Origin of the sequence: Virgibacillus indicus (genome assembly GCF_002266285.1) — a bacterium.
GTDB classification, from domain to species: domain Bacteria; phylum Bacillota; class Bacilli; order Bacillales; family Amphibacillaceae; genus Virgibacillus_K; species Virgibacillus_K indicus.
In genome coordinates this window covers 1-24,544 of sequence record NZ_NPMS01000012.1, presented here as the reverse complement: position 1 = coordinate 24,544, position 24,544 = coordinate 1, and the positions used below count along the sequence as shown (strand labels likewise).

The 24,544-nt window shown below is 40.3% G+C and carries 23 protein-coding genes, 1 rRNA gene and 2 other annotated features; all 24 genes read right to left on the bottom strand.

Annotated elements, in window-relative coordinates; translation table 11 throughout:
• Positions 1-197: 197 nt before the first annotated feature.
• A complete protein-coding gene (rpoB, locus tag CIL03_RS17635) occupies positions 198-3,734 on the bottom strand; it encodes a DNA-directed RNA polymerase subunit beta (protein ID WP_094887196.1) in 3,537 nt (1,178 codons plus the stop codon).
• A 414-nt stretch (positions 3,735-4,148) separates the two neighbouring features.
• Positions 4,149-4,760: a class I SAM-dependent methyltransferase gene (locus CIL03_RS17630; protein ID WP_094887195.1), complete on the bottom strand. Its 612-nt coding sequence runs from the start codon at positions 4,758-4,760 to the stop codon at positions 4,149-4,151.
• Positions 4,761-4,875: 115 nt separating this feature from the next.
• Positions 4,876-5,241 carry a 50S ribosomal protein L7/L12 gene (gene rplL, locus CIL03_RS17625; protein ID WP_094887194.1) on the bottom strand — a complete coding sequence of 122 codons (366 nt, stop codon included), beginning with the start codon at positions 5,239-5,241 and terminating at the stop codon, positions 4,876-4,878.
• A gap of 208 nt (positions 5,242-5,449) precedes the next feature.
• Complete coding sequence (rplJ, locus tag CIL03_RS17620; RefSeq protein ID WP_094887193.1) at positions 5,450-5,950, bottom strand: 50S ribosomal protein L10; 501 nt, start codon at positions 5,948-5,950, stop codon at positions 5,450-5,452.
• 57 nt (positions 5,951-6,007) lie between these two features.
• Positions 6,008-6,161: a sequence feature (ribosomal protein L10 leader region), on the bottom strand.
• Between the two features lie 48 nt (positions 6,162-6,209).
• Entirely contained in the window at positions 6,210-6,902 is a 693-nt protein-coding gene (gene rplA / locus CIL03_RS17615; protein ID WP_094887192.1) for a 50S ribosomal protein L1, read from the bottom strand.
• Positions 6,903-7,113: 211 nt separating this feature from the next.
• Complete coding sequence (gene rplK, locus CIL03_RS17610; RefSeq protein WP_165767999.1) at positions 7,114-7,539, bottom strand: 50S ribosomal protein L11; 426 nt, start codon at positions 7,537-7,539, stop codon at positions 7,114-7,116.
• A gap of 151 nt (positions 7,540-7,690) precedes the next feature.
• Complete coding sequence (nusG, locus tag CIL03_RS17605) at positions 7,691-8,227, bottom strand: transcription termination/antitermination protein NusG (protein ID WP_094887191.1); 537 nt, start codon at positions 8,225-8,227, stop codon at positions 7,691-7,693.
• 189 nt (positions 8,228-8,416) lie between these two features.
• On the bottom strand, positions 8,417-8,584 hold the full coding sequence (gene secE / locus CIL03_RS17600; protein WP_094887190.1) for a preprotein translocase subunit SecE: 168 nt from the start codon (positions 8,582-8,584) through the stop codon (positions 8,417-8,419).
• Positions 8,585-8,616: 32 nt separating this feature from the next.
• A complete protein-coding gene (rpmG, locus tag CIL03_RS17595) occupies positions 8,617-8,766 on the bottom strand; it encodes a 50S ribosomal protein L33 (protein ID WP_094887189.1) in 150 nt (49 codons plus the stop codon).
• An 89-nt stretch (positions 8,767-8,855) separates the two neighbouring features.
• Positions 8,856-9,506, bottom strand: a complete 651-nt coding sequence (gene sigH / locus CIL03_RS17590; RefSeq protein WP_094887188.1) for an RNA polymerase sporulation sigma factor SigH — start codon at positions 9,504-9,506, stop codon at positions 8,856-8,858.
• 246 nt (positions 9,507-9,752) lie between these two features.
• Positions 9,753-10,262 (bottom strand): NYN domain-containing protein, encoded by a 510-nt coding sequence (locus CIL03_RS17585; RefSeq protein ID WP_094887187.1) that lies wholly within the window; start codon positions 10,260-10,262, stop codon positions 9,753-9,755.
• A gap of 2 nt (positions 10,263-10,264) precedes the next feature.
• On the bottom strand, positions 10,265-11,008 hold the full coding sequence (rlmB, locus tag CIL03_RS17580; RefSeq protein ID WP_094887186.1) for a 23S rRNA (guanosine(2251)-2'-O)-methyltransferase RlmB: 744 nt from the start codon (positions 11,006-11,008) through the stop codon (positions 10,265-10,267).
• Between the two features lies 1 nt (position 11,009).
• Complete coding sequence (locus CIL03_RS17575; RefSeq protein WP_094887185.1) at positions 11,010-11,408, bottom strand: Mini-ribonuclease 3; 399 nt, start codon at positions 11,406-11,408, stop codon at positions 11,010-11,012.
• A 2-nt stretch (positions 11,409-11,410) separates the two neighbouring features.
• The gene (cysS, locus tag CIL03_RS17570) at positions 11,411-12,811 is read right to left on the bottom strand and encodes a cysteine--tRNA ligase (protein WP_094887184.1); all 1,401 of its coding nucleotides are present in this window, start codon (positions 12,809-12,811) and stop codon (positions 11,411-11,413) included.
• Positions 12,792-13,460: a serine O-acetyltransferase gene (cysE, locus tag CIL03_RS17565; RefSeq protein WP_206207719.1), complete on the bottom strand. Its 669-nt coding sequence runs from the start codon at positions 13,458-13,460 to the stop codon at positions 12,792-12,794. Before cysE ends, cysS begins: the two co-directional genes overlap by 20 nt.
• Before the next feature lie 53 nt (positions 13,461-13,513).
• Positions 13,514-13,734, bottom strand: a binding site (T-box leader).
• A 43-nt stretch (positions 13,735-13,777) separates the two neighbouring features.
• Complete coding sequence (gene gltX / locus CIL03_RS17560) at positions 13,778-15,247, bottom strand: glutamate--tRNA ligase (RefSeq protein ID WP_094887250.1); 1,470 nt, start codon at positions 15,245-15,247, stop codon at positions 13,778-13,780.
• A gap of 123 nt (positions 15,248-15,370) precedes the next feature.
• Positions 15,371-16,465, bottom strand: a complete 1,095-nt coding sequence (locus CIL03_RS17555) for a PIN/TRAM domain-containing protein (RefSeq protein WP_094887183.1) — start codon at positions 16,463-16,465, stop codon at positions 15,371-15,373.
• A gap of 170 nt (positions 16,466-16,635) precedes the next feature.
• A complete protein-coding gene (gene radA, locus CIL03_RS17550) occupies positions 16,636-18,009 on the bottom strand; it encodes a DNA repair protein RadA (protein ID WP_094887182.1) in 1,374 nt (457 codons plus the stop codon).
• A 639-nt stretch (positions 18,010-18,648) separates the two neighbouring features.
• Positions 18,649-21,075, bottom strand: coding sequence for an ATP-dependent protease ATP-binding subunit ClpC (gene clpC / locus CIL03_RS17545; RefSeq protein ID WP_094887181.1), 2,427 nt, complete (start codon positions 21,073-21,075; stop codon positions 18,649-18,651).
• An 18-nt stretch (positions 21,076-21,093) separates the two neighbouring features.
• Positions 21,094-22,158: a protein-arginine kinase McsB gene (locus CIL03_RS17540; RefSeq protein ID WP_094887180.1), complete on the bottom strand. Its 1,065-nt coding sequence runs from the start codon at positions 22,156-22,158 to the stop codon at positions 21,094-21,096.
• Between the two features lie 6 nt (positions 22,159-22,164).
• Positions 22,165-22,704 (bottom strand): protein-arginine kinase activator protein McsA, encoded by a 540-nt coding sequence (locus tag CIL03_RS17535; protein ID WP_094887179.1) that lies wholly within the window; start codon positions 22,702-22,704, stop codon positions 22,165-22,167.
• A 13-nt stretch (positions 22,705-22,717) separates the two neighbouring features.
• Positions 22,718-23,185, bottom strand: coding sequence for a CtsR family transcriptional regulator (locus tag CIL03_RS17530; protein WP_094887178.1), 468 nt, complete (start codon positions 23,183-23,185; stop codon positions 22,718-22,720).
• Between the two features lie 217 nt (positions 23,186-23,402).
• Positions 23,403-24,104, bottom strand: a complete 702-nt coding sequence (locus tag CIL03_RS17525; RefSeq protein WP_094887177.1) for an MgtC/SapB family protein — start codon at positions 24,102-24,104, stop codon at positions 23,403-23,405.
• A 314-nt stretch (positions 24,105-24,418) separates the two neighbouring features.
• A 5S ribosomal RNA gene (gene rrf / locus CIL03_RS17520) occupies positions 24,419-24,534 on the bottom strand.
• Positions 24,535-24,544 lie beyond the last annotated feature (10 nt).

Here is a 24,544-nt window from a genome sequence, read left to right as displayed (position 1 = left end):
TGTCCGATTTTTCCACAGCTCACAGCATATGCTGTCATTATATATAACTGGGGGCTGACGCTTTTTAAGTCAACCCGCAGCTTTTTAAAGCGAAGAAATCAGTTGCCCTTTGACAAATCAACCTGACTGCAGCAATTGTGTCCGATGGCGAATGAACCTTCGTCCTTTCATCTCTATCGGACACATATATTATCTTTTTAGCTTTCTTCCACTTCTAAATTAAGCTTGCTTGCCTGTTGGGTTTCTTCTTCTTCCAGTTCACGCATGTCAATTTCCTCTTCATCACTGGAGAGCATTTTAACATCCATGCCCAGACTCTGCAGTTCTTTAATCAGCACCTTAAATGATTCTGGTACACCAGGTTCTGGTACGTTGTCACCTTTAACAATTGACTCATACGTTTTCACTCGTCCGATAACATCATCTGATTTAACAGTTAATATTTCCTGAAGTGTGTATGCTGCACCATAAGCCTCCAGTGCCCAAACCTCCATCTCACCAAAACGCTGCCCGCCAAATTGTGCTTTACCGCCAAGTGGCTGCTGCGTAACAAGTGAATAAGGACCTGTAGAGCGTGCGTGTAATTTATCATCAACCATGTGAGCAAGTTTGATCATATACATAACTCCAACTGACACACGGTTATCAAATGGTTCTCCTGTTCTTCCGTCATACAGGACTGTTTTTGCATCTTTAGGCATACCTGCTTCTTCAAGCGTATCCCAAACATCCTGCTCGGTCGCTCCATCAAATACCGGTGATGCAACATGAATACCAAGCTGTCTCGCTGCCATCCCCAGATGCATCTCAAATACCTGTCCAATATTCATCCGAGATGGAACACCCAACGGGTTAAGCATAATATCAACAGGTGTGCCATCAGGCATGAACGGCATATCTTCTTCTGGTAAAATTTTCGAGATTACACCTTTGTTACCGTGACGTCCAGCCATTTTATCTCCCTCGTGTATTTTACGTTTTTGAACGATATATGCACGAACAAGCTGGTTAACCCCTGGTGGAAGCTCATCTCCATCTTCACGGTTGAAAATTTTCACATCCAGAACGATTCCTCCGGCACCATGCGGCACACGCAATGATGTATCTCTAACTTCACGTGCTTTTTCACCAAAGATAGCATGAAGCAGGCGTTCTTCTGCTGATAATTCCGTAACCCCTTTTGGAGTAACCTTCCCTACAAGAATGTCACCATCAGTAACTTCTGCACCGACACGGATGATTCCATGTTCGTTAAGGTTCTTCAATGCTTCCTCCCCAACGTTTGGAATATCTCTTGTGATTTCTTCCGGTCCAAGCTTCGTGTCACGAGCTTCAGATTCGTATTCTTCAATATGAATAGATGTATACACATCGTCTTTTACAAGTCTTTCACTCATGATGATGGCATCTTCATAGTTATAGCCTTCCCATGTCATGAATCCAACAAGAACGTTGCGGCCTAATGCAAGCTCTCCGTCTTCCATGGAAGGACCGTCTGCAAGGATTTCACCTTTTGTTACCCGGTCACCCTCGCTTACGATCGGGCGCTGGTTATAGCACGTTCCCTGGTTGGAACGGATATATTTTTGCATTTTATAACGGTCAACGTCGCCCTGTACTTCTTTACCATCCACTTCAGATATACGGCGGACGTGAATTTCTTTTGCCTCTACACGTTCAACTATACCTTCGCCTCGGCAGATAATTGCAGCACCAGAATCTTTCCCGTCAACATACTCCATACCAGTACCAACAATTGGCGCTTCCGGGTTCATCAATGGAACAGCCTGACGCTGCATGTTTGCACCCATCAAAGCACGGTTGGAGTCATCGTTTTCCAAGAATGGAATACATGCGGTTGCCGCTGAAACAACCTGTTTAGGAGAAACATCCATATAATCAATCTGTTCTCGCGGAACAATCGTGTTCTCCCCACGGAAACGGGCAATAACCTCTTCGTTGGCAAAGGTTTTCTCCTCGGTTAAAGGAGCATTTGCCTGTGCAACAACATAATTATCTTCTTCATCAGCTGTCAGATAATCGATGTGTGCTGTTATTTTTCCGGTTTCATGATCAATTCTTCGATATGGTGTTTCAATAAATCCAAATTTATTAACTCTCGCAAAACTTGATAAAGAGTTTATCAATCCAATGTTCGGTCCCTCCGGCGTTTCAATCGGACACATCCGGCCATAATGGGAGTAGTGAACATCACGCACTTCAAAGCCGGCACGTTCACGAGTTAAACCACCAGGTCCAAGTGCTGATAAACGGCGTTTATGTGTAAGTTCTGCTAATGGATTCGTCTGATCCATAAATTGAGACAGCTGTGAGCTTCCAAAGAACTCTTTTATCGAAGCAATCACAGGACGAATATTAATTAATTGCTGTGGTGTTACACTGGAAGTATCCTGAATAGACATTCTTTCGCGTACAACACGTTCCATACGGGACAAACCAATACGGAATTGATTCTGCAATAATTCTCCAACAGAGCGGAGTCTCCGGTTTCCAAGATGATCAATGTCATCTGTATCACCAACACGGTGGAGCAAGTTAAAGAAATAGCTGATGGCTGATAAAATATCAGCTGGGGTTATATTCTTAATGCTTCTATCCACACTGCCGTTACCGATAACGTTGAGTTCTCTTTCACCAGCAGGGTCAGTTGGGTCAACAATTTTAATGGATTGAAGAGAAATCTGGTCTTCAAGAACCCCATCATGTGGCTCAAGCATTCTTTCACCAAGTTTTTCTTCTTCTCTCTCAAAATATGGGATAAGTTTATTTAATAGTTTACGCTCCAGCTTATCGCCTTTTTGCGCTAAAACTTCACCAGTTTCCGAATCAACAACTGTTTCTGCAAGAACCTGGTTAAACAAACGATTTTTAATGTGCAGTTTCTTATTTATCTTATAACGACCAACATGTGCAAGGTCGTATCGTTTTGGATCAAAAAAGCGGGATACTAATAAGCTCTTTGCATTTTCAACCGTTGGAGGTTCTCCAGGGCGCAGGCGCTCATAGATTTCAAGCAACGCTTTTTCAGTAGTTTCTGTGTTGTCTTTTTCAAGTGTATTTTTAAGGTATTCATTATCTCCAAGCAAATCGATAATTTCCTGATCTGTTCCGAATCCAAGCGCACGCAAAAGCACGGTAATTGGAAGCTTACGGGTACGATCAATCCGGACATAGACAACATCCTTCGCATCTGTTTCAAATTCCAGCCATGCACCACGGTTTGGAATAACAGTTGCTGCGACGCCCCTTTTTCCGTTTTTATCGATTTTTTCGTTATAATAGACACTTGGTGAACGTACAAGCTGGGAAACGATAACTCGTTCCGCCCCATTAATGATAAACGTTCCTGTATCTGTCATAAGCGGGAAATCTCCCATGAATACTTCTTGCTCTTTTACTTCGCCGGTTTCATTATTAATTAAACGAACCTTCACGCGTAACGGAGCATTGTAAGTGACGTCTCTTTCCTTTGATTCATCTACAGGATATTTTGACTCACCTAAACTATAATCAACAAACTCCAGTGATAGGTTTCCTGTAAAGTCTTCAATCGGAGAAATGTCCTGAAACATTTCCTTCAAACCTTCTTCCATAAACCATTCATAAGAAGCGGTTTGGATTTCGATTAGATTTGGCAACTCTAACACTTCACTGATGCGCGCATAGCTCCTGCGCTGGCGGTGCCGTCCATACTGAACTAGTTGACCTGTCAACTGCTTCACCCCTTAAATCAAACATTTTTACAGATGATAAACCTGTTTAATGTGGTTATTATATTAAGAAAAACATTGCTGAAAGTTCCTTTTCAGTTCTGCTTTTCGAATCCTACTATAACTTATTACCCTATAATTTTCACAAACATACCGAACAAACCTGTAATTTGAAAGAATTACAAGCGTCCCTATAAATATCTTTTACCTGAGAGGTTCGCATATCCCATTGGCAACCGATTCAACATATAAAATGAAATAGAAAAAAGGCTTTTAGACAAAAAACCCCATCCTTTAATTTTCTCGATTTTACCATTGTCCCCGAAAGCCTGTTAAATATACGTTTCATTTACCATGAAAATCCCCCTTGACAAAAGAATCGCCATGTTAGCATTTACCTATCTTATCACAAGGAAATTACGGGGTCAAATATTTAGTAGCTTTCAATATAAAATAGCCCTTATCCCTTGCAGAAACTTCTGCATTTCCAAACAGCTCTTTCAGTTTTTCTTTTGCAGATGGGGCTCCTTGTTTCTTTTGAATAACTACCCATAATTCTCCATTTTCCATTAATGCATCTCTTGAGTCTTCAAACATGCGATGCACTACTTTTTTTCCTGCCCGGATCGGCGGATTTGTTATAACTGCAGCGAATTTGCGGTTACCTGTATTGGATAACCCATCACTTTCTGCGATTTCAACATTTTCAACCTGGTTGTGTTCAGCATTTTGTTTGGCTAATGACAGCGCGCGTTCATTCACATCAACCATCATGACCATACGATCCTGAAAATGATCCGCAAGTGCAATCCCTACCGGACCATAGCCGCATCCAAGGTCTAAAAAGTCACCAGCAATTTCAGGTGCACGAAACTGCTCAATCAGTAATCGCGAGCCAAAATCTACTTCATCTTTAGAAAAAACACCAACATCACTGGCAAATGTATATACTTTTCCTCTTAATTGATAATTCCATTTCTTGGGTGAACTTTTAGATTGAGGTTTTTGCGAAAAGTAATGCTCAGACATTTGGCACCTACTTTTTTAATAGATTTGCGAAGATATGTAATGCCCCAAGGATGGGGTTAACATAATTGTGTTAAAGAGCCCGCCGCAGGACGACGAGCTCAGATTGAAAATAAATTTATTTAACTTCTACTTCAGCGCCAGCTTCTGCAAGTTTTTCTTTAACTTCTTCAGCTTCTTCTTTTGATACAGCTTCTTTGATTGCTTTTGGTGCATTATCAACCATGTCTTTTGCGTCTTTAAGACCAAGACCAGTGATTTCACGAACAGCTTTAACAACTTTGATTTTTGATGCTCCAGCACCTGTAAGTACTACATCAAATTCAGTTTGTTCTTCAGCAGCTTCTCCAGCTCCCGCTCCACCTGCTACTGCAACTGGTGCTGCAGCTGTTACTCCAAATTCTTCTTCAATTGCTTTTACCAGATCGTTTAAATCCAGTACTGACATTTCTTTAATCGCATCAATGATTTGTTCTTTAGTCATGATATATTTCCTCCTGATTTCATTTTAGTTTTTATCAGTTGTTTAAAAAGTCCGGTAAAAATGACACTTCGAATTTCTTCGTTGACTTGCTTTTCGTTCCTCACGTATTAATTGCATACGTTCCGGTACTCAAAGCTACGTCGCCTCGAACTTCTCGGTCCTTTTTATCCTCCTTTTAAACCTCTATTTTAAATATATAGGCGTTCGTTTACGCGCCTTGTTCTTCTTTTTGATCTGCAACAGATTTTGTTGCATATGCAAAGTTGCGGATTGGTGCTTGAAGTACGCTAAGCAGCATTGAAACCATACCTTCGTAATTCGGAAGGCTTGCAAGTTCATTGATTTGTTCAAGTGTTGCTACTTTGCCTTCTATTACTCCACCTTTGATTTCCAGTGCATCATTGCCTTTTGCAAAATCATTAATAATTCTGGCAGGTGCCACTACATCATCATTACTGAAAGCAACAGCAGTTGGACCAACCAATGTGTCATTCAGTTCACTTAATTCTGCAGCTTCAACCGCACGGCGAGTCATTGTGTTTTTGTAAACTTTGAACTCGATTCCTGCATCACGCAGCTGTTTGCGCAGGTCTGTTACTTGCGCAACATCAAGACCACGGTAGTCAACAACAACAACTGTTTGACTTGCACGGAATTTATCAGCAATTTCTTCAACAAGTTGTTTCTTTTTCTCAATCACACCAGACATTATTCCACCTCCTATTAGGATTCATCATACCGTTTCAGCTCATGGCTCTATGATTATAGACATATAAGTAAAGCCCCCACGTTAGACATGGAGGCTCTTTATATCAATTGAAAATCATTACCGATCATTCAATCTGTTTATAAACACCTCGGCAGGATATATTAAGCGCATCAAGCGCTCCTGCTGTCTACGGTACAACGTATTCTTTTATACAACGGAATTCATTATAACTAAGACTTTTGAAAAAGTCAATATCTGATTAACGATAATCAGATACGTCAACTTTAATTCCAGGTCCCATTGTAGAAGAAATAGAAACATTCTTCATGTAAGTCCCTTTGGAAGATTGTGGTTTTACTTTTACAAGCTGTTCTGTTAAAGCTGCAAAATTTTCCACTAATTTTTCATTATCAAATGAAATTTTTCCAATTGGAACATGAATATTAGATTGTTTGTCTACTCGATATTCTACTTTACCGGCTTTTATATCTTTTACAGCCTTCTCTACTTCAAAAGTAACTGTACCGGTTTTAGGGTTTGGCATAAGTCCTTTTGGTCCAAGCACTCGGCCAAGCTTACCAACTTCAGCCATCATGTCCGGAGTTGCAACAATTACATCAAACTCAAACCACCCTTGGTTGATTTGGTTGATATAATCTGATTCTCCAACATAATCTGCTCCAGCTGCTTCAGCTTCTTTTGCTTTTTCGCCTTTTGCGAATACAAGCACGCGCTGAGTTTTACCAGTACCGTGAGGCAAAACAAAAGCTCCGCGGATTTGCTGGTCTGCTTTCTTTGGATCTACTCCAAGACGGAAAGCTGCTTCAACCGTTTCGTCAAAGTTTGCTCTCGCTGTTTCTTTAGCTAAAGTAACAGCTTCTTCTATTTCATACGTTTTTGAACGATCAACAAGCTTCAAAGCTTCTTGATGTTTTTTACCTATTTTAGCCATTTTATTTCCTCCTCTATTGTGGTTATAACGGTAATACCTCCCACTTATAAAAGCTAAAATCAGCTTTTACAAAGCTTACCTATGATTTCCGATTCGGTCATCATATTCACGAAAAAGGTTGCGAGTAGGCAAACAATCGCAACCAGTACGGTATTAAAATTTTTGTGCAGCAAGGTACGTCCAATCTAATGTACGCCGCTAAATCAGAAGATTAATCTTCAATTGCGATTCCCATGCTGCGTGCAGTACCTTCAACCATGCGCATTGCTGCATCTACATCAGCGGCATTTAAATCAGGCATTTTAGTTTCTGCGATTTCTTTTACTTTATCGCGTTTAACTGTAGCAACTTTATTACGATTAGGCTCACCTGAAGCAGATTCAATACCCGCTGCTTTTTTCAGCAGTACAGCTGCCGGTGGAGTTTTAGTAATAAATGTAAATGAACGGTCTTCAAATACCGTAATTTCAACTGGAATTATCATACCCGCTTGTTCTTGCGTACGTGCGTTAAATTCTTTACAGAATCCCATGATATTAACACCCGCTTGACCTAGTGCCGGTCCTACTGGCGGTGCTGGATTTGCTTTTCCAGCTGGAATTTGTAATTTCACTAACTTGATTACTTTTTTAGCCACGAGACACACCTCCTTAAAGTCCGTGATGTGGTAATAGGGGTTTCTCCCCTCCCACTCAATTTTAATTCCCAAACCTCATGGCTGAGGGCAGGAATAACAAAAAAATTCTAGCATGAATCAAAAAAAAATGCAAGTTTTTGTCTAATATTTTTTAATCTATCTTCTCAACCTGAGAAAAGTCAAGTTCTACCGGCGTTTCCCTTCCAAACATATTAACATGGACTTTTAGCTTCTGTTTATCTGCATCAATATGTTCAATGGTTCCTGCGAAATCAGTAAACGGGCCATCCTTAACACGAACGTTTTCTTTCAGTTCGAAATCAACCTGAACAGTCGACTCATTTACACCCATTCGTTTTAAAACAGTTTCTGCTTCCTCAGGAAGTAATGGGGTTGGTTTCGTTCCCCCGCCACTTGAACCGATAAACCCTGTTACACCAGGAGTATTTCGCACAACGTACCAAGAATCGTCAGTCATGACCATTTCTGTTAATACATAGCCAGGGAAGAATTTCTTTTTGACTACTTTCTTTTTCCCGTTTTTAATTTCAGTTTCTTCATCTTCTGGAACGATCACTCGGAAGATTTTATCTTCCATCCCCATAGTTTCCACACGTTTTTCCAAATTCATTTTTACTTTGTTTTCATACCCGGAATACGTATGAACAACATACCAGTTTTTTTCCATTCGAACAGGACAATGTGCTTGTCCTTCCCTCCCTTAGGTAAATTTTATTTAATTTATTTTATTTTTAAGTAAATTTTTCAATCATATATTTTAACCAATTTAAAAAACCCGGTAATCCGGGTTTTTTCAATTAGCAATATTATATTTTCCATTATAGCATAATTACTGTATTATTATTCAACTAATATTTTAAAGCAAGTTTAAAAGCTGCGTAATTCCGAGGTCAACTAAAAAGAAAAATATTGCAACAAATGATACGGTTACAAGTACTGTTATCGTATAGCTTGTTAATTCCTTGCTTTTCGGCCAGCTGACCTTCTTCATTTCTCTTGAAACATTCTTTAAAAACTTGAACATGCTTGTACCCCCAACTCGCAAAAATACGCAATCTATTTTGTCTCACGGTGCAGTGTATGTTCCCCACAGGTTTTGCAGTATTTTTTAACTTCCATTCTTGCCGGATTTGTGGATACATTTTTTGTCGTAGCATAGTTTCTGCTGGAACAAACGGCGCACGCTAATGTGATCTTCTTACTCATTTTAACACCCCGCTCAAAAGGGTTTTGCTTAAATAAATGTAGCATGACTTGACTCGTGTGTCAACGTTATCCGTGCATTGGCACACTGGTCAGTAACTCACTTCATTTGCCTCCATCAGCTGTTCAAGCTTGCGTTTAACACGCTGAAGTGCATTATCAATCGATTTGACATGCCGCTTTAATTCGACGGAAATCTCCTGATAGGTGCGGCCATCAAGGTATAAGTGGAGAACTTTCTTTTCTAATTCGCTCAATAATTCAGATAACTTCAATTCCATATCTCCGAATTTCTCACGGTTAACTAATAATTCCTGTGGGTCAATTGCTTTGGATCCTGCAATAACATCCAATAAAGTGCGGTCAGATTCTTCATCATAGATTGGTTTATCCAGTGAAACATATGAATTCAGTGGAATGTGCTTTTGTCTGGTTGCTGTTTTGATTGCAGTGATAATCTGCCGTGTTACACACAGCTCCGCAAATCCTTTAAACGAAGAAAGCTTGTCCCCGTTATAATCACGGATCGCTTTGTAGAGGCCAATCATCCCTTCCTGAATAATATCCTCTTTGTCGGCACCGATCAGAAAATAAGTACGCGCTTTTGCCCGGACAAAGTTCCTGTATTTATGTATTAAGAAATCGAGCGCATGGCTGTTACCCTGATGAATCAGACTTAGTAATTCATCATCATCAAGAATGCTTAAGCTGTCATTTTCTCCCTCTAATTGCTTGACACTCACCAAGAAAGACCCCCTGACTACAATGCAGTCACTTTAAAAATCATTATACATAAGCCTGCGAACCGCGTCAATACAGTAAAAAAGCGATTTCATAAAATAAACCCATAAATTAAAGGACAAATCTTTTCACCTACTACATCTTGTATCAAGTTCGGAAAATAAATACAATTTATTGTAGTATAAAGAAGCAGATCTGTCCCTGGGAAATCATCTATTATTACGGTGAGGTTTGCCCGGGGAGACCTCTTACATATCCCCCCGCCTCCATTTTTCAAATGTTTTAAGTATATCTTCATCCAATACAATTTTTGTTTGGGGCTGTTCGTTTTTATGGATTCTAATGTTTTCGGCAATCTCTTTCTTGATCGCTGTTAATTCAATATATAATTCTCTGGAAGACTTCCTTAAAGCACCCCGGCCAAAAATCGTCCGTTGTTCCACATAGTCAGAGGTCGCCACATACACCTTAGTCTGTACATTCTTTATTTTCCCTACAAGCTTTTCAATGCACTCATCCGCTGTTTCCTTTTCTTTCGTATAAATAACTTCAACATTGCGTGCTTTCAGCTTGCTTGCCATACCCTTTACATAATATGCATCAAAAACGACAATCACACGCTGCCCGGAATATGCCTGATATTCTGCCATCAACTCAATCAGACGATCACGAGCCTGAGCCATGTCTTTTTCCTTTAGCTGATTCAGCTCATCCCATGCCCCGATTACATTATATCCATCCACTATCAGTACAATCATCCCTAATCACCAATTGGAGACCTTTTGCGGTAAACCTCGTAAAGCAATAAACTGCAGGCAACAGATGCATTTAAGGATGAAACATGACCTTTCATCGGCAGACTTACGGTCCAGTCACATTTTTTCTTAACCAGCCGGCTTATTCCTTTTCCCTCATTTCCGATCACGAGGGCTATCGGCAGATTACCATCCAGCATACGGTAATCCTCTGTTGCATCGGCTTCTGTTCCAACCACCCAAACATCTCGTTCTTTTAATTCATCAATTGTATTTGCAATATTGGTTACTCTTGCGACTGGAATATGCTCCAGTGCACCTGCAGCAGTTTTAGCAACTGTTGCTGTGAGACCGACGGAACGTCTTTTTGGAATAATAACACCATGGGCACCAACGGCATCAGCAGTTCTTAGAATGGATCCCAAATTATGGGGATCCTCAAGCTCGTCCAAAATAATAAAAAAGGGAGCTTCGCCTCTTTCTTCCGCTTTCTGGAACAGTTCCTCCAATGATACATAATCATAGGATGCGACATAGGCAATCACTCCTTGATGATTTCCATCTGAAAGCTGATCCAGCTTATTTCTTGGTACCTTTTGCACAATCGTTCCGGCTTGTTTGGCCAGCTGATGCAGTTTAGCCTGCGCGGTTGAATTCAACTGTTCAGATACAAAAACCTTGTTCACCGATCTCCCTGTTCTCAATGCTTCCATCACAGGGTTCTTTCCGATAATCAATTCCTGATCCATTCTATCCATTCCTCCCTTCTATAAATTGAACAGCTGCTTCAAGCAATTCTGTCAGCCTCTCCTGATTCCCCAGGAGATAATGATAGCCGATTAATGCCTCAAATGCCGTACTGTAACGATAGGTTTGCACACTCGTGTTTTTTGGAATCGAACCAGACTTGGCATTTCTCCCGCGAGCAACGACTCTTTCTTCTTCTTCTGTAAGAAGTTTTGCATCCAGAAAGTGCAATATGATTGATGCTTGTGCCTTTCCGGCTACAAAGGAAATTGCCTTTTGGTGAAGCTGGTTCGGTTTTACCTGACCTGTATGGAGGAGATACTCTCGGACATGCAATTCATATACCGCATCTCCCACATATGCCAGTGCTAGACTTTTCATTTGCTTAACATTCAGTTCCATCACTAGCCCCTTTTCCAGCGAACACCTTGGGCTGTATCTTCCAGAATGATATTTTTCTCCTTCAGTAAATCTCTGATTTCATCCGCACGGGCAAAATTGCGGGTTTTCCTCGCTTCATTTCTTTCTTCGATAAGTGAATCAACTTCTGCGTCAACCAGTCCAGATACCTCCTGCACACTGATTCCGAGTATTGTAAGCAATGCAGAAATTGTCCCTTGGAATGCCTCAATTACATTCGTTGAAGTTTGTTCAGACAGTAAGTAAATGTTCGCATCTTTGGTTAAGTCAAATAAAACAGAAATAGCATTTGCTGTATTAAAATCATCATCCATTTCCGCTTCAAACCGCACTTTAAAATCCTCTATTTGCGTCAGCCACTCATTTGTATTTTTATCCAGATTCATACTTGAACTTTTCCGGTGTTCCAAATTCAAATAAGCTGTTCTGATTCGATCCAAGCTGTTTTTTGCAGCTTCCAGCAATTCCTGTGTAAAGTTAATCGGGTGACGGTAATGTACACTAAGCATAAAGAAACGAAGCACCTCTGGATCATGTTGAGCAATTAAATCTCTAGTTAATACAAAATTTCCAAGTGATTTCGACATTTTTTCATTTTCAATATTTATATAGCCATTATGCATCCAATAGTTGGCGAAGGATTTCCCTGTCATTGCCTCCGATTGGGCAATTTCGTTTTCATGATGGGGGAAGGTTAAGTCCTGTCCGCCTGCATGGATATCTATCGTTTCACCAAGATACTTCTTAACCATCGCTGAGCATTCGATATGCCATCCTGGTCTTCCTTCGCCCCAAGGGGAATCCCATGAAATTTCTCCATCTTTTGCTTTTTTCCACAAGGCAAAATCGAGGGGATCTGCTTTTTTCTCGCCAATTTGAATCCTCGCCCCGGAGCGCAATTCATCAATCGATTGATGGGAAAGCTTTCCATAGCCATCAAATGAACGTGGTTTGAAATAAACATCGCCATCCACTTCATAGGCATAGCCTTTACCAACCAACGTATCAATAAAACTGATAATGTCCTCCATCGTATCCATTACACGTGGATTATGTGTTGCTTTCTTCACACCCAGGGCACCAACATCCTCCAAATAAGCATCAATAAACTTATTTGCAATATCCGGTACCTCTTCCCCTACTTCCTCCGCTGCTTTAATAATTTTGTCATCTACATCGGTAAAATTTAATACGTAATCAACATCATATCCCTTATATTCTAAATATCTGCGCACCGAATCAAAAACAATCGCTGGCCGGGCGTTCCCTATATGAATATAGTTATATACTGTTGGGCCGCAGACATACATCTTGACCTTTCCTTCTTCCAAAGGTGTAAATTCTTCTTTTTTACGAGTTAATGTGTTATAAATTGTGATCGGCATATGAATTACCCTCTTTCAATTTTGCAATTTCTGCTCTTAATTCATCGATTTCCTCCTGCAACTGTGAACAACGATCAGCTACTGGATCAGGGATTTTATGATGATCCAGATCTCTTCTTACTTTTTCCCCACGCTGTTTGACTACTCTTCCAGGAATGCCGACAACTGTTGCATGTGCAGGCACATCCTTTAATACAACAGACCCTCCGCCTACTTTAGCACTTTCCCCAACTGTTATGGACCCAAGTACTTTGGCGCCTGTAGATATTAATGCATTATCTTCTATCGTAGGATGTCTCTTCCCTTTTTCCTTTCCGGTTCCACCCAGCGTAACTCCTTGAAAAACAGTTACATTATCACCAATTTCACAGGTTTCTCCAATAACAACACCCATTCCATGATCGATAAAGAAACGCCGGCCTATCTTCGCACCGGGATGGATTTCAATCCCCGTAAAGAATCGGCTTATCTGCGAAATTGCGCGTGCCAGGAAAAATAATCTTTTATTATAAAAAGCATGGGCAATTCTATGTGACCAAATTGAATGTAAACCCGAATATGTTAAAAATACTTCGACATACGTCCTTGCAGCGGGGTCTTGTTCAAATACCACATCCATATCTTCTTTCATCCGTTTGAATATTCCCATTCTAGTAAGCCTCCTTCCGTTTGGAAACAAAAAAAGCGCCTCTGTGTAATATACACAGAGACGCTCATAGTTAGCGCGGTCCCACTCTGTTTGGTGGATAATTCTCCTCCCAACTCAAGCTCTGATAACGGCAGAGTGCCGCCGTTATGTACTGAATTTCCATAACGGACTCAGAGGGGCACTTCGAAAACGATGCTTTGAATCACTCCCAGCCAATGGTGATTCTCTCTGGATAAGTCTTTCGTTTTCTACTTTTCCTCTTCAACGTTCAAGATTGTATTATTACTATATTACATATCTGCTGGTTTGTGAATTAATTAAGCTCCCAATTGTTTTAAAATTTTATCCAAACGATCCAGGATAACTTCCTTGCCCAGCAGTTCAATTGCAAATGGCAGTTCCGGACCATGTGCTTGTCCGGTTGTAGCAACACGTATTGGCATAAACAGTCTTTTACCTCTGTGGCCTGTTTCTTTTTGAGTAGCTTTAAACTGTGCTTTAATGGAATCCTTGTCGAACTCATCCAAATGAATCAGTTTATCCGCGAAGACCTGGAGAACTTCAGGAACTTGTTCCTCCTGAAGCACATCCATCGCTCCTTCATCAAGTGAAAGCTCTTTCGTAAAGAACATCTCTGTCAATTCCACAATTTCTGCACCATATCTTAATTGCTCCCGGTAGAGTGAAATAACCTTCTCGGCCCATTCTCTTTTCTCATCACCCATGTTTTCAGGGAGTTTGCCTGCTTCAATTAAATGCGGCAATGCCAAATCAATAACCTTGTCTAGATCAGTAGATTTTATATATTCGTTGTTCATCCATTTTAATTTATGTCGGTCAAAAATAGCTGCAGAAGTCGAAAGTCGCTCCGGATCAAATATTTCAATCAATGTATCTTTATCGAAAATTTCCTCTTCGCCCACCGGTGACCAGCCAAGCAGTGTAATAAAATTAAATAATGCTTCAGGCAAATACCCTAAATTACGGTATTGCTCAATAAATTGCAAAATATGCTGATCGCGTTTACTTAATTTTTTGCGTTCTTCATTTAAAATCAATGTCATGTGGCCAAACGTTGGTGCTTCCCAGCCAAATGCATTGTAGACCATCATCTGTTTCGGTGTATTTGAAATATGCTCTTCGCCACGAAGCACATGGCTGATCTGCATTAGATAATCATCAATCGCCACAGCAAAATTATATGTTGGAATACCATTTTTCTTAACAATAACCCAATCGCCGAAGTCGCTTGACTCAAACGTAATTTCCCCTCGAACCAGATCATTAAATGTGTAGGTTACATTTTCAGGGACACGCATCCGGATACTCGGTTTAAGTCCTTGTGCTTCAAACGCAGCGATTTGTTCAGAAGTCAGATTTCGGTGGGCACCGGAATACTTCGGTACTTGTCCATTTGCACGCTGTTCTTCACGTTCTGCCTCTAATTCCTCTTCTGTCATATAGCATTTGTAAGCAAGGCCCTTCTCAAGCAATTCATTAACATAATTATTGTATAATTCCAGTCGTTCTGTTTGACGATATGGACCGTAATCTCCGCCAATATCAGCACCTTCATCCCACTCAATGCCTAGCCACTTTAAAAACGTGAGCTGACTTTCTTCGCCGCCTTCCACATTTCGTTTATCATCAGTATCCTCAATACGAATAATAAATTTCCCATCAAAATGCTTAGCATATAAATAATTAAATAATGCCGTTCTAGCGTTCCCAATGTGCAGGTGGCCTGTTGGGCTAGGCGCGTACCTAACGCGAACTTCTTTTGTCATGACGTGAGCCCCTTCCTGTATTTTAAAAGATATATCTATTCTTTTCATTATCAAGTGGTAATAAAAAATGATAACAATTTCTGTTATCATCTTTTACTGTATCCTCTATAAGTTATACCCTTTTTATTGTGCTTTTTCAAGTAATTTTGGTTTTGCAAAAATCATCCGCCCTGCAGATGTCTGCAGAACACTTGTAATTAATACTTCAATTGTTTTTCCAATATAATCTCTGCCTTCTTCAACAACAATCATCGTACCATCATCCAAATAAGCAATTCCCTGATTATGTTCTTTACCGTCTTTAATCACTTGAACTACCAATTCCTCCCCTGGCAGAACAACTGGCTTAACTGCATTGGCAAGGTCATTGATATTTAACACAGGCACACCTTGCAAGTCGCAAACCTTGTTTAAATTAAAGTCATTCGTTACAACAATACCGTCGATTACCTTTGCCAGTTTAATCAGTTTACTGTCAACCTCATGAATCTCTTCAAAATCACCTTCGTAAATCTCTACTTTAACAGGTAATTCCTTTTGAATACGATTCAGCACATCCAAGCCGCGTCGTCCCCGATTACGCTTTAACGCATCGGATGAATCAGCAATATGCTGAAGTTCTCCTAGTACAAACTGAGGAATAACTAGCGTTCCCTCTAAAAAGTTAGTCTGACAGATATCCGCAACGCGCCCATCAATAATAACACTTGTATCAAGTATTTTTGCTTTTGGCTGCTGCGTTTCAGACTCTTCTCCAGACCCTTTTCTTTTGTCGCGATCTTTTTTATTTTTGCTCATCAGATTTGCGATTTCATCTTTTCTTCTAAAAGCAACCTGAAATCCGAAATAACCTAATAAAATCATAATGAATAGTGGTAATACCTGTGAGACGATTTCAATGTTGATGTCCTGCAGCGGCATATTGATAAAATACGCGATAACTAAACCGACAATTAACCCGATACTTCCAAACAGCAAATCCATAGCTGGTATTTTTATAAGTGCTTCTTCAATCCACCGCAAGAACCCTACAATATAATCAGCCAGCCAATAGGAAAGAATGAAAAAGATGATTGCACCAATCAATGTGCCTAAATATGGGGATGCCACCCAATTTGCATCAGTAAAATCTAATAAATTTATAATATCTGGTACATATAAATAACCAATGGTACATCCTAATATAATAAAGAATAAATGAACAATCTTTTTTAGCACCACTGTCACCTCCTAACTTATATTATTGCCTTCCAAAATAAAATTAATCCTACAAAAGTGAGAAAAAGACTATGATATCAAGTAAAGCATAGCATAGCTTTCTCAAACATTCAATTTGTAAAACGTTATATTCTATCACATCTTTTTGACAATATCAAATAAAGATTGCTTTACCGGGCAAGCCCTTCATCCAATGCTTCCTGGACTGTCTGTACCCCAATAACTTCGATGTTTTTAGGAATGGTCCAGCCATCCAGGTTTCTTTTCGGGCAAATGACTCGTTTAAACCCAAGCTTGGCCGCTTCCTGAACACGCTGTTCAATTCGCGATACCCGTCTTATCTCACCAGTAAGCCCTACTTCTCCAATAAAAATATCATCCGGTCGGGTAGGCTGATCCCGGAAACTGGATGCAATGCTTATAGCTAACGCTAAATCAATTGCCGGTTCATCAAGCTTCACACCACCAGCAACCTTGATATAGGCATCCTGATTTTGCAGCATTAACCCCACACGTTTTTCCAAAACTGCCATCAAGAGCGGCACACGATTATTATCAATTCCTGTAGCCATTCTTCTTGGATTTCCAAAACTGGATGGCGAAATCAATGCCTGAATTTCCACAAGAACGGGTCTTGTACCCTCCATAGAAGCAACTACAGTGGAGCCGGAAGCCCCTTGAGACCGTTCCTCCAGAAATATTTCCGATGGATTCATGACCTCCCGAAGGCCTTCTTCCTTCATTTCAAAAATACCCATTTCATGTGTGCTGCCGAAACGGTTCTTTACACTCCGCAAAATTCTAAAGGTATGATGTCGCTCTCCTTCAAAATAAAGAACAGCATCAACCATATGCTCAAGCAGCCTGGGCCCTGCAATAGCACCTTCCTTTGTTACATGTCCAACTATAAAAATCGGGATCCCATTGGTTTTGGCTATTTTCATCAGCTCGCTTGTACACTCACGAACCTGTGATACACTTCCCGGCGCACTTGAAACCTCTTCACGAAAAATTGTCTGAATGGAATCAATGACAACAAAGGATGGCTGAACCTCTTCAATTTGTTTAGCAATATCAAATAAATTAGTTTCGGACAACACATATAATAAATCGGCTTTGACACCGAGTCTGTCGGCTCGAAGCTTTGTTTGTCTGGTTGACTCCTCACCAGAGATATAAAGAACAGGCAGCTCTTTGTCTGCTAATTGAGAGGAGATTTGCAGCAGCAGTGTGGATTTCCCTATCCCTGGGTCACCGCCGATTAAAACAAGAGATCCAGGAACAACCCCTCCACCAAGCACACGGTTGAATTCTTTCATCGATGTGGTAACACGCGGCTCCTTTTGTGATTCAATTGCTGTAATCTTTTCTGGTTTGCCTGCTGATTTCAAGCCCACATTAAATGTATGCCTTTTTCCAGTGTTCGATGCTTCCATTTCTTCAACAAATGTATTCCAATTATTGCAACCTGGGCACTTTCCCATCCATTTTGGTGATTCATATCCGCATTCCTGACAGACATACTTCGTTTTTCGTTTAGCCAAATTTCTCGTTCCCTTCCCATATCTCTATTATATACGATATTCGCAAGCTTAAAGTTACAGCTTTCTATCAATTCATTTAAAAAATCCCATAGACGTGCCACAATTTTATAGTATCACAGGTTATAGGAAAATTATTTATATGATGATGCTGTTTTGCCATCATGATTGATGTAAACCGTGAACTAAAATCAGCGATGATAATTCCATCGGCCGCTCAAGAAATATAACCACATTTCCGTCATCATGTCATCTACCGAAATATCCTTTATGTGACTGGTAGCTACTTGTTTCTGGTTATATGGGCTCAGAGAGGCGCCCTATGTGACCGGTGGCTACTTGTTTCTGGCTATTTGGGCTTAGAGAGACTCTCTATGTGACCGGTGGCTACTTGTTTCTGGCTATTTGGGCTTAGAGAGGCGCTCTATGTGACTAGTGGCTATTGATTTCTAGCTGTTGGGCTCAGAGAAATACCCCAAATCCAGATAATCCATTTAACCCGCGAAGCATCCTTCCAAACTTGAAATCAACAGGGCAGTATGTCGCAATCTAAAGTAACTGTTAAGTAAGTTCTAATGGTATTATCAGTCATTTTATAGCCAAAAAGCTAGAAGAATAGTTTCTTCTAGCTTTCAGTTCAATCTATGGAAGAACGATAAATTCTCCTTTATTGTTCAGTCCAACTTTTACTTTTTGGCCTTTAGCAATGGTTTCTTTAAGCATTTCCTCTGATAACAAGTCTTCTATATTTTTCTGGATAGATCTGCGAAGCGGGCGTGCTCCGTATTCCGGATCAAATCCTTCATTTGCTATCTTTTCAATTGCTTTATCGGTTAGAGACAGGTCTATTTCCTGTTCTATTAGACGGCGTTTTAATTGTTCAACCATCAGAACAACAATATCCTTCATGTGTTTCTTCTCAAGTGAATGGAAAACAATTGTTTCATCAATCCGATTTAAAAATTCAGGACGGAATGCTTTTTTCAGTTCATCCATTACCTTTTTCTTCATGTCGCTGTATTCCTGACCCTCTTCTTCAAGATTGAAGCCAACATATTTATTGCGTTTCAGTTCACTTGCTCCAACGTTTGATGTCATAATCAGCACTGTATTGCGGAAATCTACCACACGACCTTTGGAATCTGTCAATCGGCCATCCTCTAATACTTGCAGTAAAATATTAAATACCTCTGGATGAGCTTTTTCAACTTCATCAAGCAATACTACTGAGTAAGGCTTTCTGCGAACTTTCTCTGTAAGCTGCCCGCCTTCTTCATATCCCACATAACCTGGAGGTGAACCAACAAGGCGGGAGGTAGCATGCTTTTCCATGTATTCAGACATGTCAATCCGGATCATTGATTCCTCATCACCAAACATTACCTCAGCTAGCGCACGGGCAAGTTCTGTTTTACCAACTCCAGTCGGTCCTAAGAAGATAAAGGAGCCGATTGGACGCTTCGGATCTTTTAAGCCTGCACGTGCTCTGCGAATGGCCTTTGATACAGCATTAACGGCCTCTTCCTGACCAATCAGGCGATTATGCAAAATCTCTTCCATATTCAGCAGGCGTTCACTTTCATCCTTTGTTAGCTTGGAAACTGGTACACCCGTCCAGATGGAAACAACGCTTGCAATATCCTCCATTGTTACTTCCGAGTCTGTCTGCCCTTGTTTCTCTTTCCATTCGTTTTTCGTTTCCTCTAATTCCTCGCGAAGCCGCTGCTCTGAATCACGCAATGAAGCTGCTGTTTCGAACTCCTGGCTCTGAACCGCTGCATCTTTTTCTTTTCTGACTTCCTCAAGCTTTTGTTCCAAGTCTTTCAGATTTGGTGGAACGGTATAGGAACGGAGGCGAACCTTTGAACCAGCCTCATCAATCAGATCAATTGCTTTGTCTGGTAAGAATCGGTCTGTAATATAACGGTCAGAAAGATTTGCCGCCGCTTCAATTGCCTCATCTGTAATTGTGACACGGTGATGGGCCTCATAACGATCACGCAGACCATTTAAAATTTGAATCGTTTCTTCCAAAGTTGGTTCATCCACTTGAATCGGCTGGAATCTGCGTTCAAGTGCAGCATCCTTCTCAATATATTTTCGATATTCATCCAAGGTTGTTGCACCAATACATTGCAGTTCACCGCGTGCAAGGGATGGTTTTAAAATATTAGATGCATCAATAGCACCCTCTGCCCCTCCTGCACCAATTAATGTATGCAGTTCATCAATAAACAGAATAATATTTCCTGCCTGACGGATTTCCTCCATCACTTTTTTCAGACGGTCCTCAAATTCACCGCGGTATTTTGTTCCTGCAACTACCGTACCCATATCAAGTGTCATAACACGCTTATCACGCAGTGTTTCAGGTATTTCATTATCGATAATCTGCTGTGCCAGCCCTTCAGCCACAGCTGTTTTACCAACACCAGGCTCACCAATCAGAACAGGGTTATTTTTTGTCCTGCGGCTAAGTACTTGTATCACACGTTCAATTTCTTTGCTGCGTCCGATTACAGGATCAATATTTCCTTCTTTTGCACTGACAGTCAGATCTCTTGCTAATGAATCTAGCGTAGGTGTATTTGCACTTGCCTGCTGTCCGCGCCCCTGTCTACCTGCCTGTGATTCATTACTTCCTAAAAGCTGCAGCACTTGCTGTCTAGCTTTATTTAAGCTGACCCCAAGATTATTTAATACTCTCGCTGCGACACCTTCTCCTTCACGAATCAGCCCAAGCAGAATATGTTCTGTCCCCACATAGGAGTGGCCAAGCTTACGTGCTTCATCCTGGGATAATTCCACAACTTTTTTTGCCCTTGGTGTATAGTGAATGGATTGCATAGGCTGTTTTCCAACACCTATTAATTTTTCTACCTCTTCCTGAATTTTTGCTACTTCAAGGCCTAATGATTGCAGTGCTTTTGCAGCAATTCCTTCTCCTTCTCGTACAAGCCCAAGCAGAATATGCTCTGTACCAATATTATTGTGACCGAGTCTCACCGCTTCTTCCTGGGATAATGCCAATACCTTTTGGGCTCTTTCTGTAAAACGTCCAAACATCATATAGATTTTTCCTCCTATCTATTTCTCCAATTGTAATCGTTCGCGGATCAGTGATGCCCTTAACACATCGCGTTCATTTGCTGATAACGTCTTTTTTGCATACTGCTGCAGGAATCCCGGCTGTGTAAGAACCATCAATTCGTTCAATATATTCCTTGATACATCTTGAATAAGTCCAAAATCAATACCCAGCCGGACATTGGATAAACACCTTGCAGCCTCTTTAGATTCAATGATTCTGCTATATTTCAACACTCCATAGGAGCGGAAAATACGGTCTTCTAATTTTATGCTTGATTGTTCCATGATCCGGCTGCGTGCTTTTCTTTCATGCTCAATTAACTGCCGGACAACACTCTGCAGGTCATCTATAATGTCTTCCTCAGATTTCCCAAGTGTAATCTGATTGGATATTTGAAAAATATTTCCAAGTGCCTCACTGCCCTCACCATAAATCCCGCGGACTACCAATCCTAGTTGATTAATTGCCGGAATCATCCGGTTAATCTGTTTTGTCATGGTTAGTGCTGGAAGATGCATCATAACGGAGGCACGCATGCCAGTTCCAACATTTGTTGGACAGCTTGTTAAATAGCCTCTTGTTTCATCAAAGGCATAATCAATTTTTTCCTCCAGCCAATCATCAAACTCAAACGCCTTCTCTAGTGCTTTGTTCAATTGAAATCCGGGAAAATACAGTTGAATACGGATATGATCTTCCTCATTGACCATAACAGACACCTGCTCATTTTTTGAAATCATTGCAGCTGCTGCCTGTGAATTTTTTGCAAGATGTGGGCTGATTAAATGTTTCTCCACTAAAACACGTTTTTCCGTGGAGGTTAAATCATTGATGGGAATAAATGCGAAATCCTCATAATCCTGAAATGTTTGATGTTCATATTCTTCTTTGAAAAAACTCTGGATATCTTCAAGTTTTTCCAAATCTGCCAAAATTGGATAGGAAACATCTGAAAAGTTTCTAGCGAGCCGAATCCGACTGCTTAATACAATATCACTATCCGGCCCTTCCTCACGCATCCATGGACTGATTGCCTCATTCATAAAATGCTGTAATGTCATGTACGATCACCCGCCTTTCGAATCTCCCTTTTGATTTTCCAATGCTTTGATTTTATCCCTCACTTGTGCCGCTTCTTCAAAGGCCTCTGTTTCGATTAAACTTTGCAGTTCCGCCTTATAGCTGTCCAGTTGTTTCTTTGTGTGCAGGTCCCCGCCTTTGCGTTTTGGAATCTTGCCAAAATGTTTGGTGTTTCCGGAATGCACTCGACGGAAAATCGGATCCAGCCGGCTCGAAAATGTTTCGTAGCACTCTGCACAGCCAAATTTCCCAATCCGCTTAAATTCCGAAAATGTCATATCGCATTTTGGACATTGTAGTTCCTGCATTTGTTTATATGTTTTTCCTTGCTGGTTTTCTTTTTTAACCGATTCAAAATTAAACAACCCGGAAAGCAAATTATGAAGGGAGTATCCTTCCTCGGGATACGCCATATACCCCTTCGTTTTTGCACAGACTTCACAAACATGCACTTCAGTCTTGTTGCCGTTTATAACCTGGGTAAAATGAAGTGTAGCCGGCCGTTCCTGGCATTCTTGACAGTTCACTTTATCGTCCCCCTTATTTGTTTAGGTATTTCAGAGTATGCAGCATTGCAGTTAACACACGTGAACGGACTTCATCCCGAAGCGGCAGCTGAAAAGCTAATGTATTTCTGCCAATCGCACTCAGCATGATTTTTGCTTCCCGTTCCGTAATTATATCTTGTTCCAGGAGGCGTTCCAAAACATCTAACGAGGCTTGCTGTGTTACTGTCGGATTAATCATTGCTATAATTTCATCGATGAGCTCAGATTGGTCCTGATGTATAATGCGCATGATGCGTATATAACCGCCCCCTCCTCGCTTACTCTCTACTATATACCCTTTTTCCACAGTAAATCTCGTATTAATCACATAATTTATTTGGGAAGGAACACACTGAAACTGTTCAGCAATTTCACTTCGTTTAATTTCAATCACATTTTTCCCTTTGGACTGTAATATTTGTTTTAAATGCTTCTCGATTATATCTGAAATATTACTCAAAACCCCCACCTCCAATCCTATCGATGAGTCTTTGACTTTGACTATCTTTGACTATATTTTTATTATACTCCAAATTATGCGAGATGCAAATCCAATGACTGTTCCTGCTTCTATTTTAGACAAAAAAAAGGAAAACAAAACAGGCAGCTTATTTTTGGTATAGTATAGAGGCAGATTCCAACGTAAGGGAAACTGCCTGCTGATCAATCAATTTAATTTACTGCAGTTCTGAAATATTTCTTACATGATCAATCTTTGAAATCTCCGCAAATAAAGATACCCGGTCCAAATCCCGTTTTCGTTCAATTTTAATAAAGATATTTCTAACATTATTTTCAACTTTTACAATTTCAACATTTTTTATCGTTAAATCATATTGTTCAAAAATAGCAACAACATTATTAATTTTCAATTCGGGCAATGCCACAATTTCAATTATGTTATTTGAACTTTTGCCTCTTGTAAATAATTTCTCAAAGTTATTTAGGAAAACCAGGCTCAATAAAATAACCAACGTTGTAAAAATAGCTGCTGCATACATTCCTGCACCAACAACAAGACCAATTCCAGCAACTGTCCATATAGAAGCCGCTGTAGTTAACCCACGAATCGTTCCACCATAAACAATGATCGTACCAGCTCCAAGAAAACCTATCCCGCTAATGACATAAGAAGGAATTCTTGCAGGGTCAAACCGAACATTATCATATGCTTCAATAAATGCCTCAAACCCATATATAGAAAGCAGCATCATTAAACAGGCTCCGACTCCAACAAGGATATGTGTGCGAAAGCCAGCAGAGTGGTTTTTTAATTCACGTTCAAATCCAATTATCCCGGATAGTACTAATGCTATAAGAACACGGGTCATTATGATAAGAAAATGATCTCCAAGATATTGATCAATAAATACTTCCATTTCCCTTATCACCCCTTTTTTCTGTATTTTACTATTTTACAGCATTTTCTTAGAAAATTATAGATAAGAGATTTTCATTTGTATTTATATATATGAACAAATTTAGAAATATATAGTTGAACAATTGAAATGGCCAAAAGTGCTAACATCCGTTTAGCGACGTACTGCTACTTCCATCAGTGAAAGGAGAGCTTCTGTGGGAAACATCACATGCAGAAAAAGTGACCTCCTTTTTCTAGAATGCAGGTCAGTTTTTTTATACAACAAAAAAAGCAAAGAAACAACTTAAATTGCTTCTTCGCTTTTATGTATTTGCCTGGCGGCGTCCTACTCTTGCAGGGGCAAAGCCCCAACTACCATCGGCGCTGGAGAGCTTAACTTCTGTGTTCGGGATGGGAACAGGTGTGACCTCTCCGCTGTTACTGCCAGACATTCCTTAA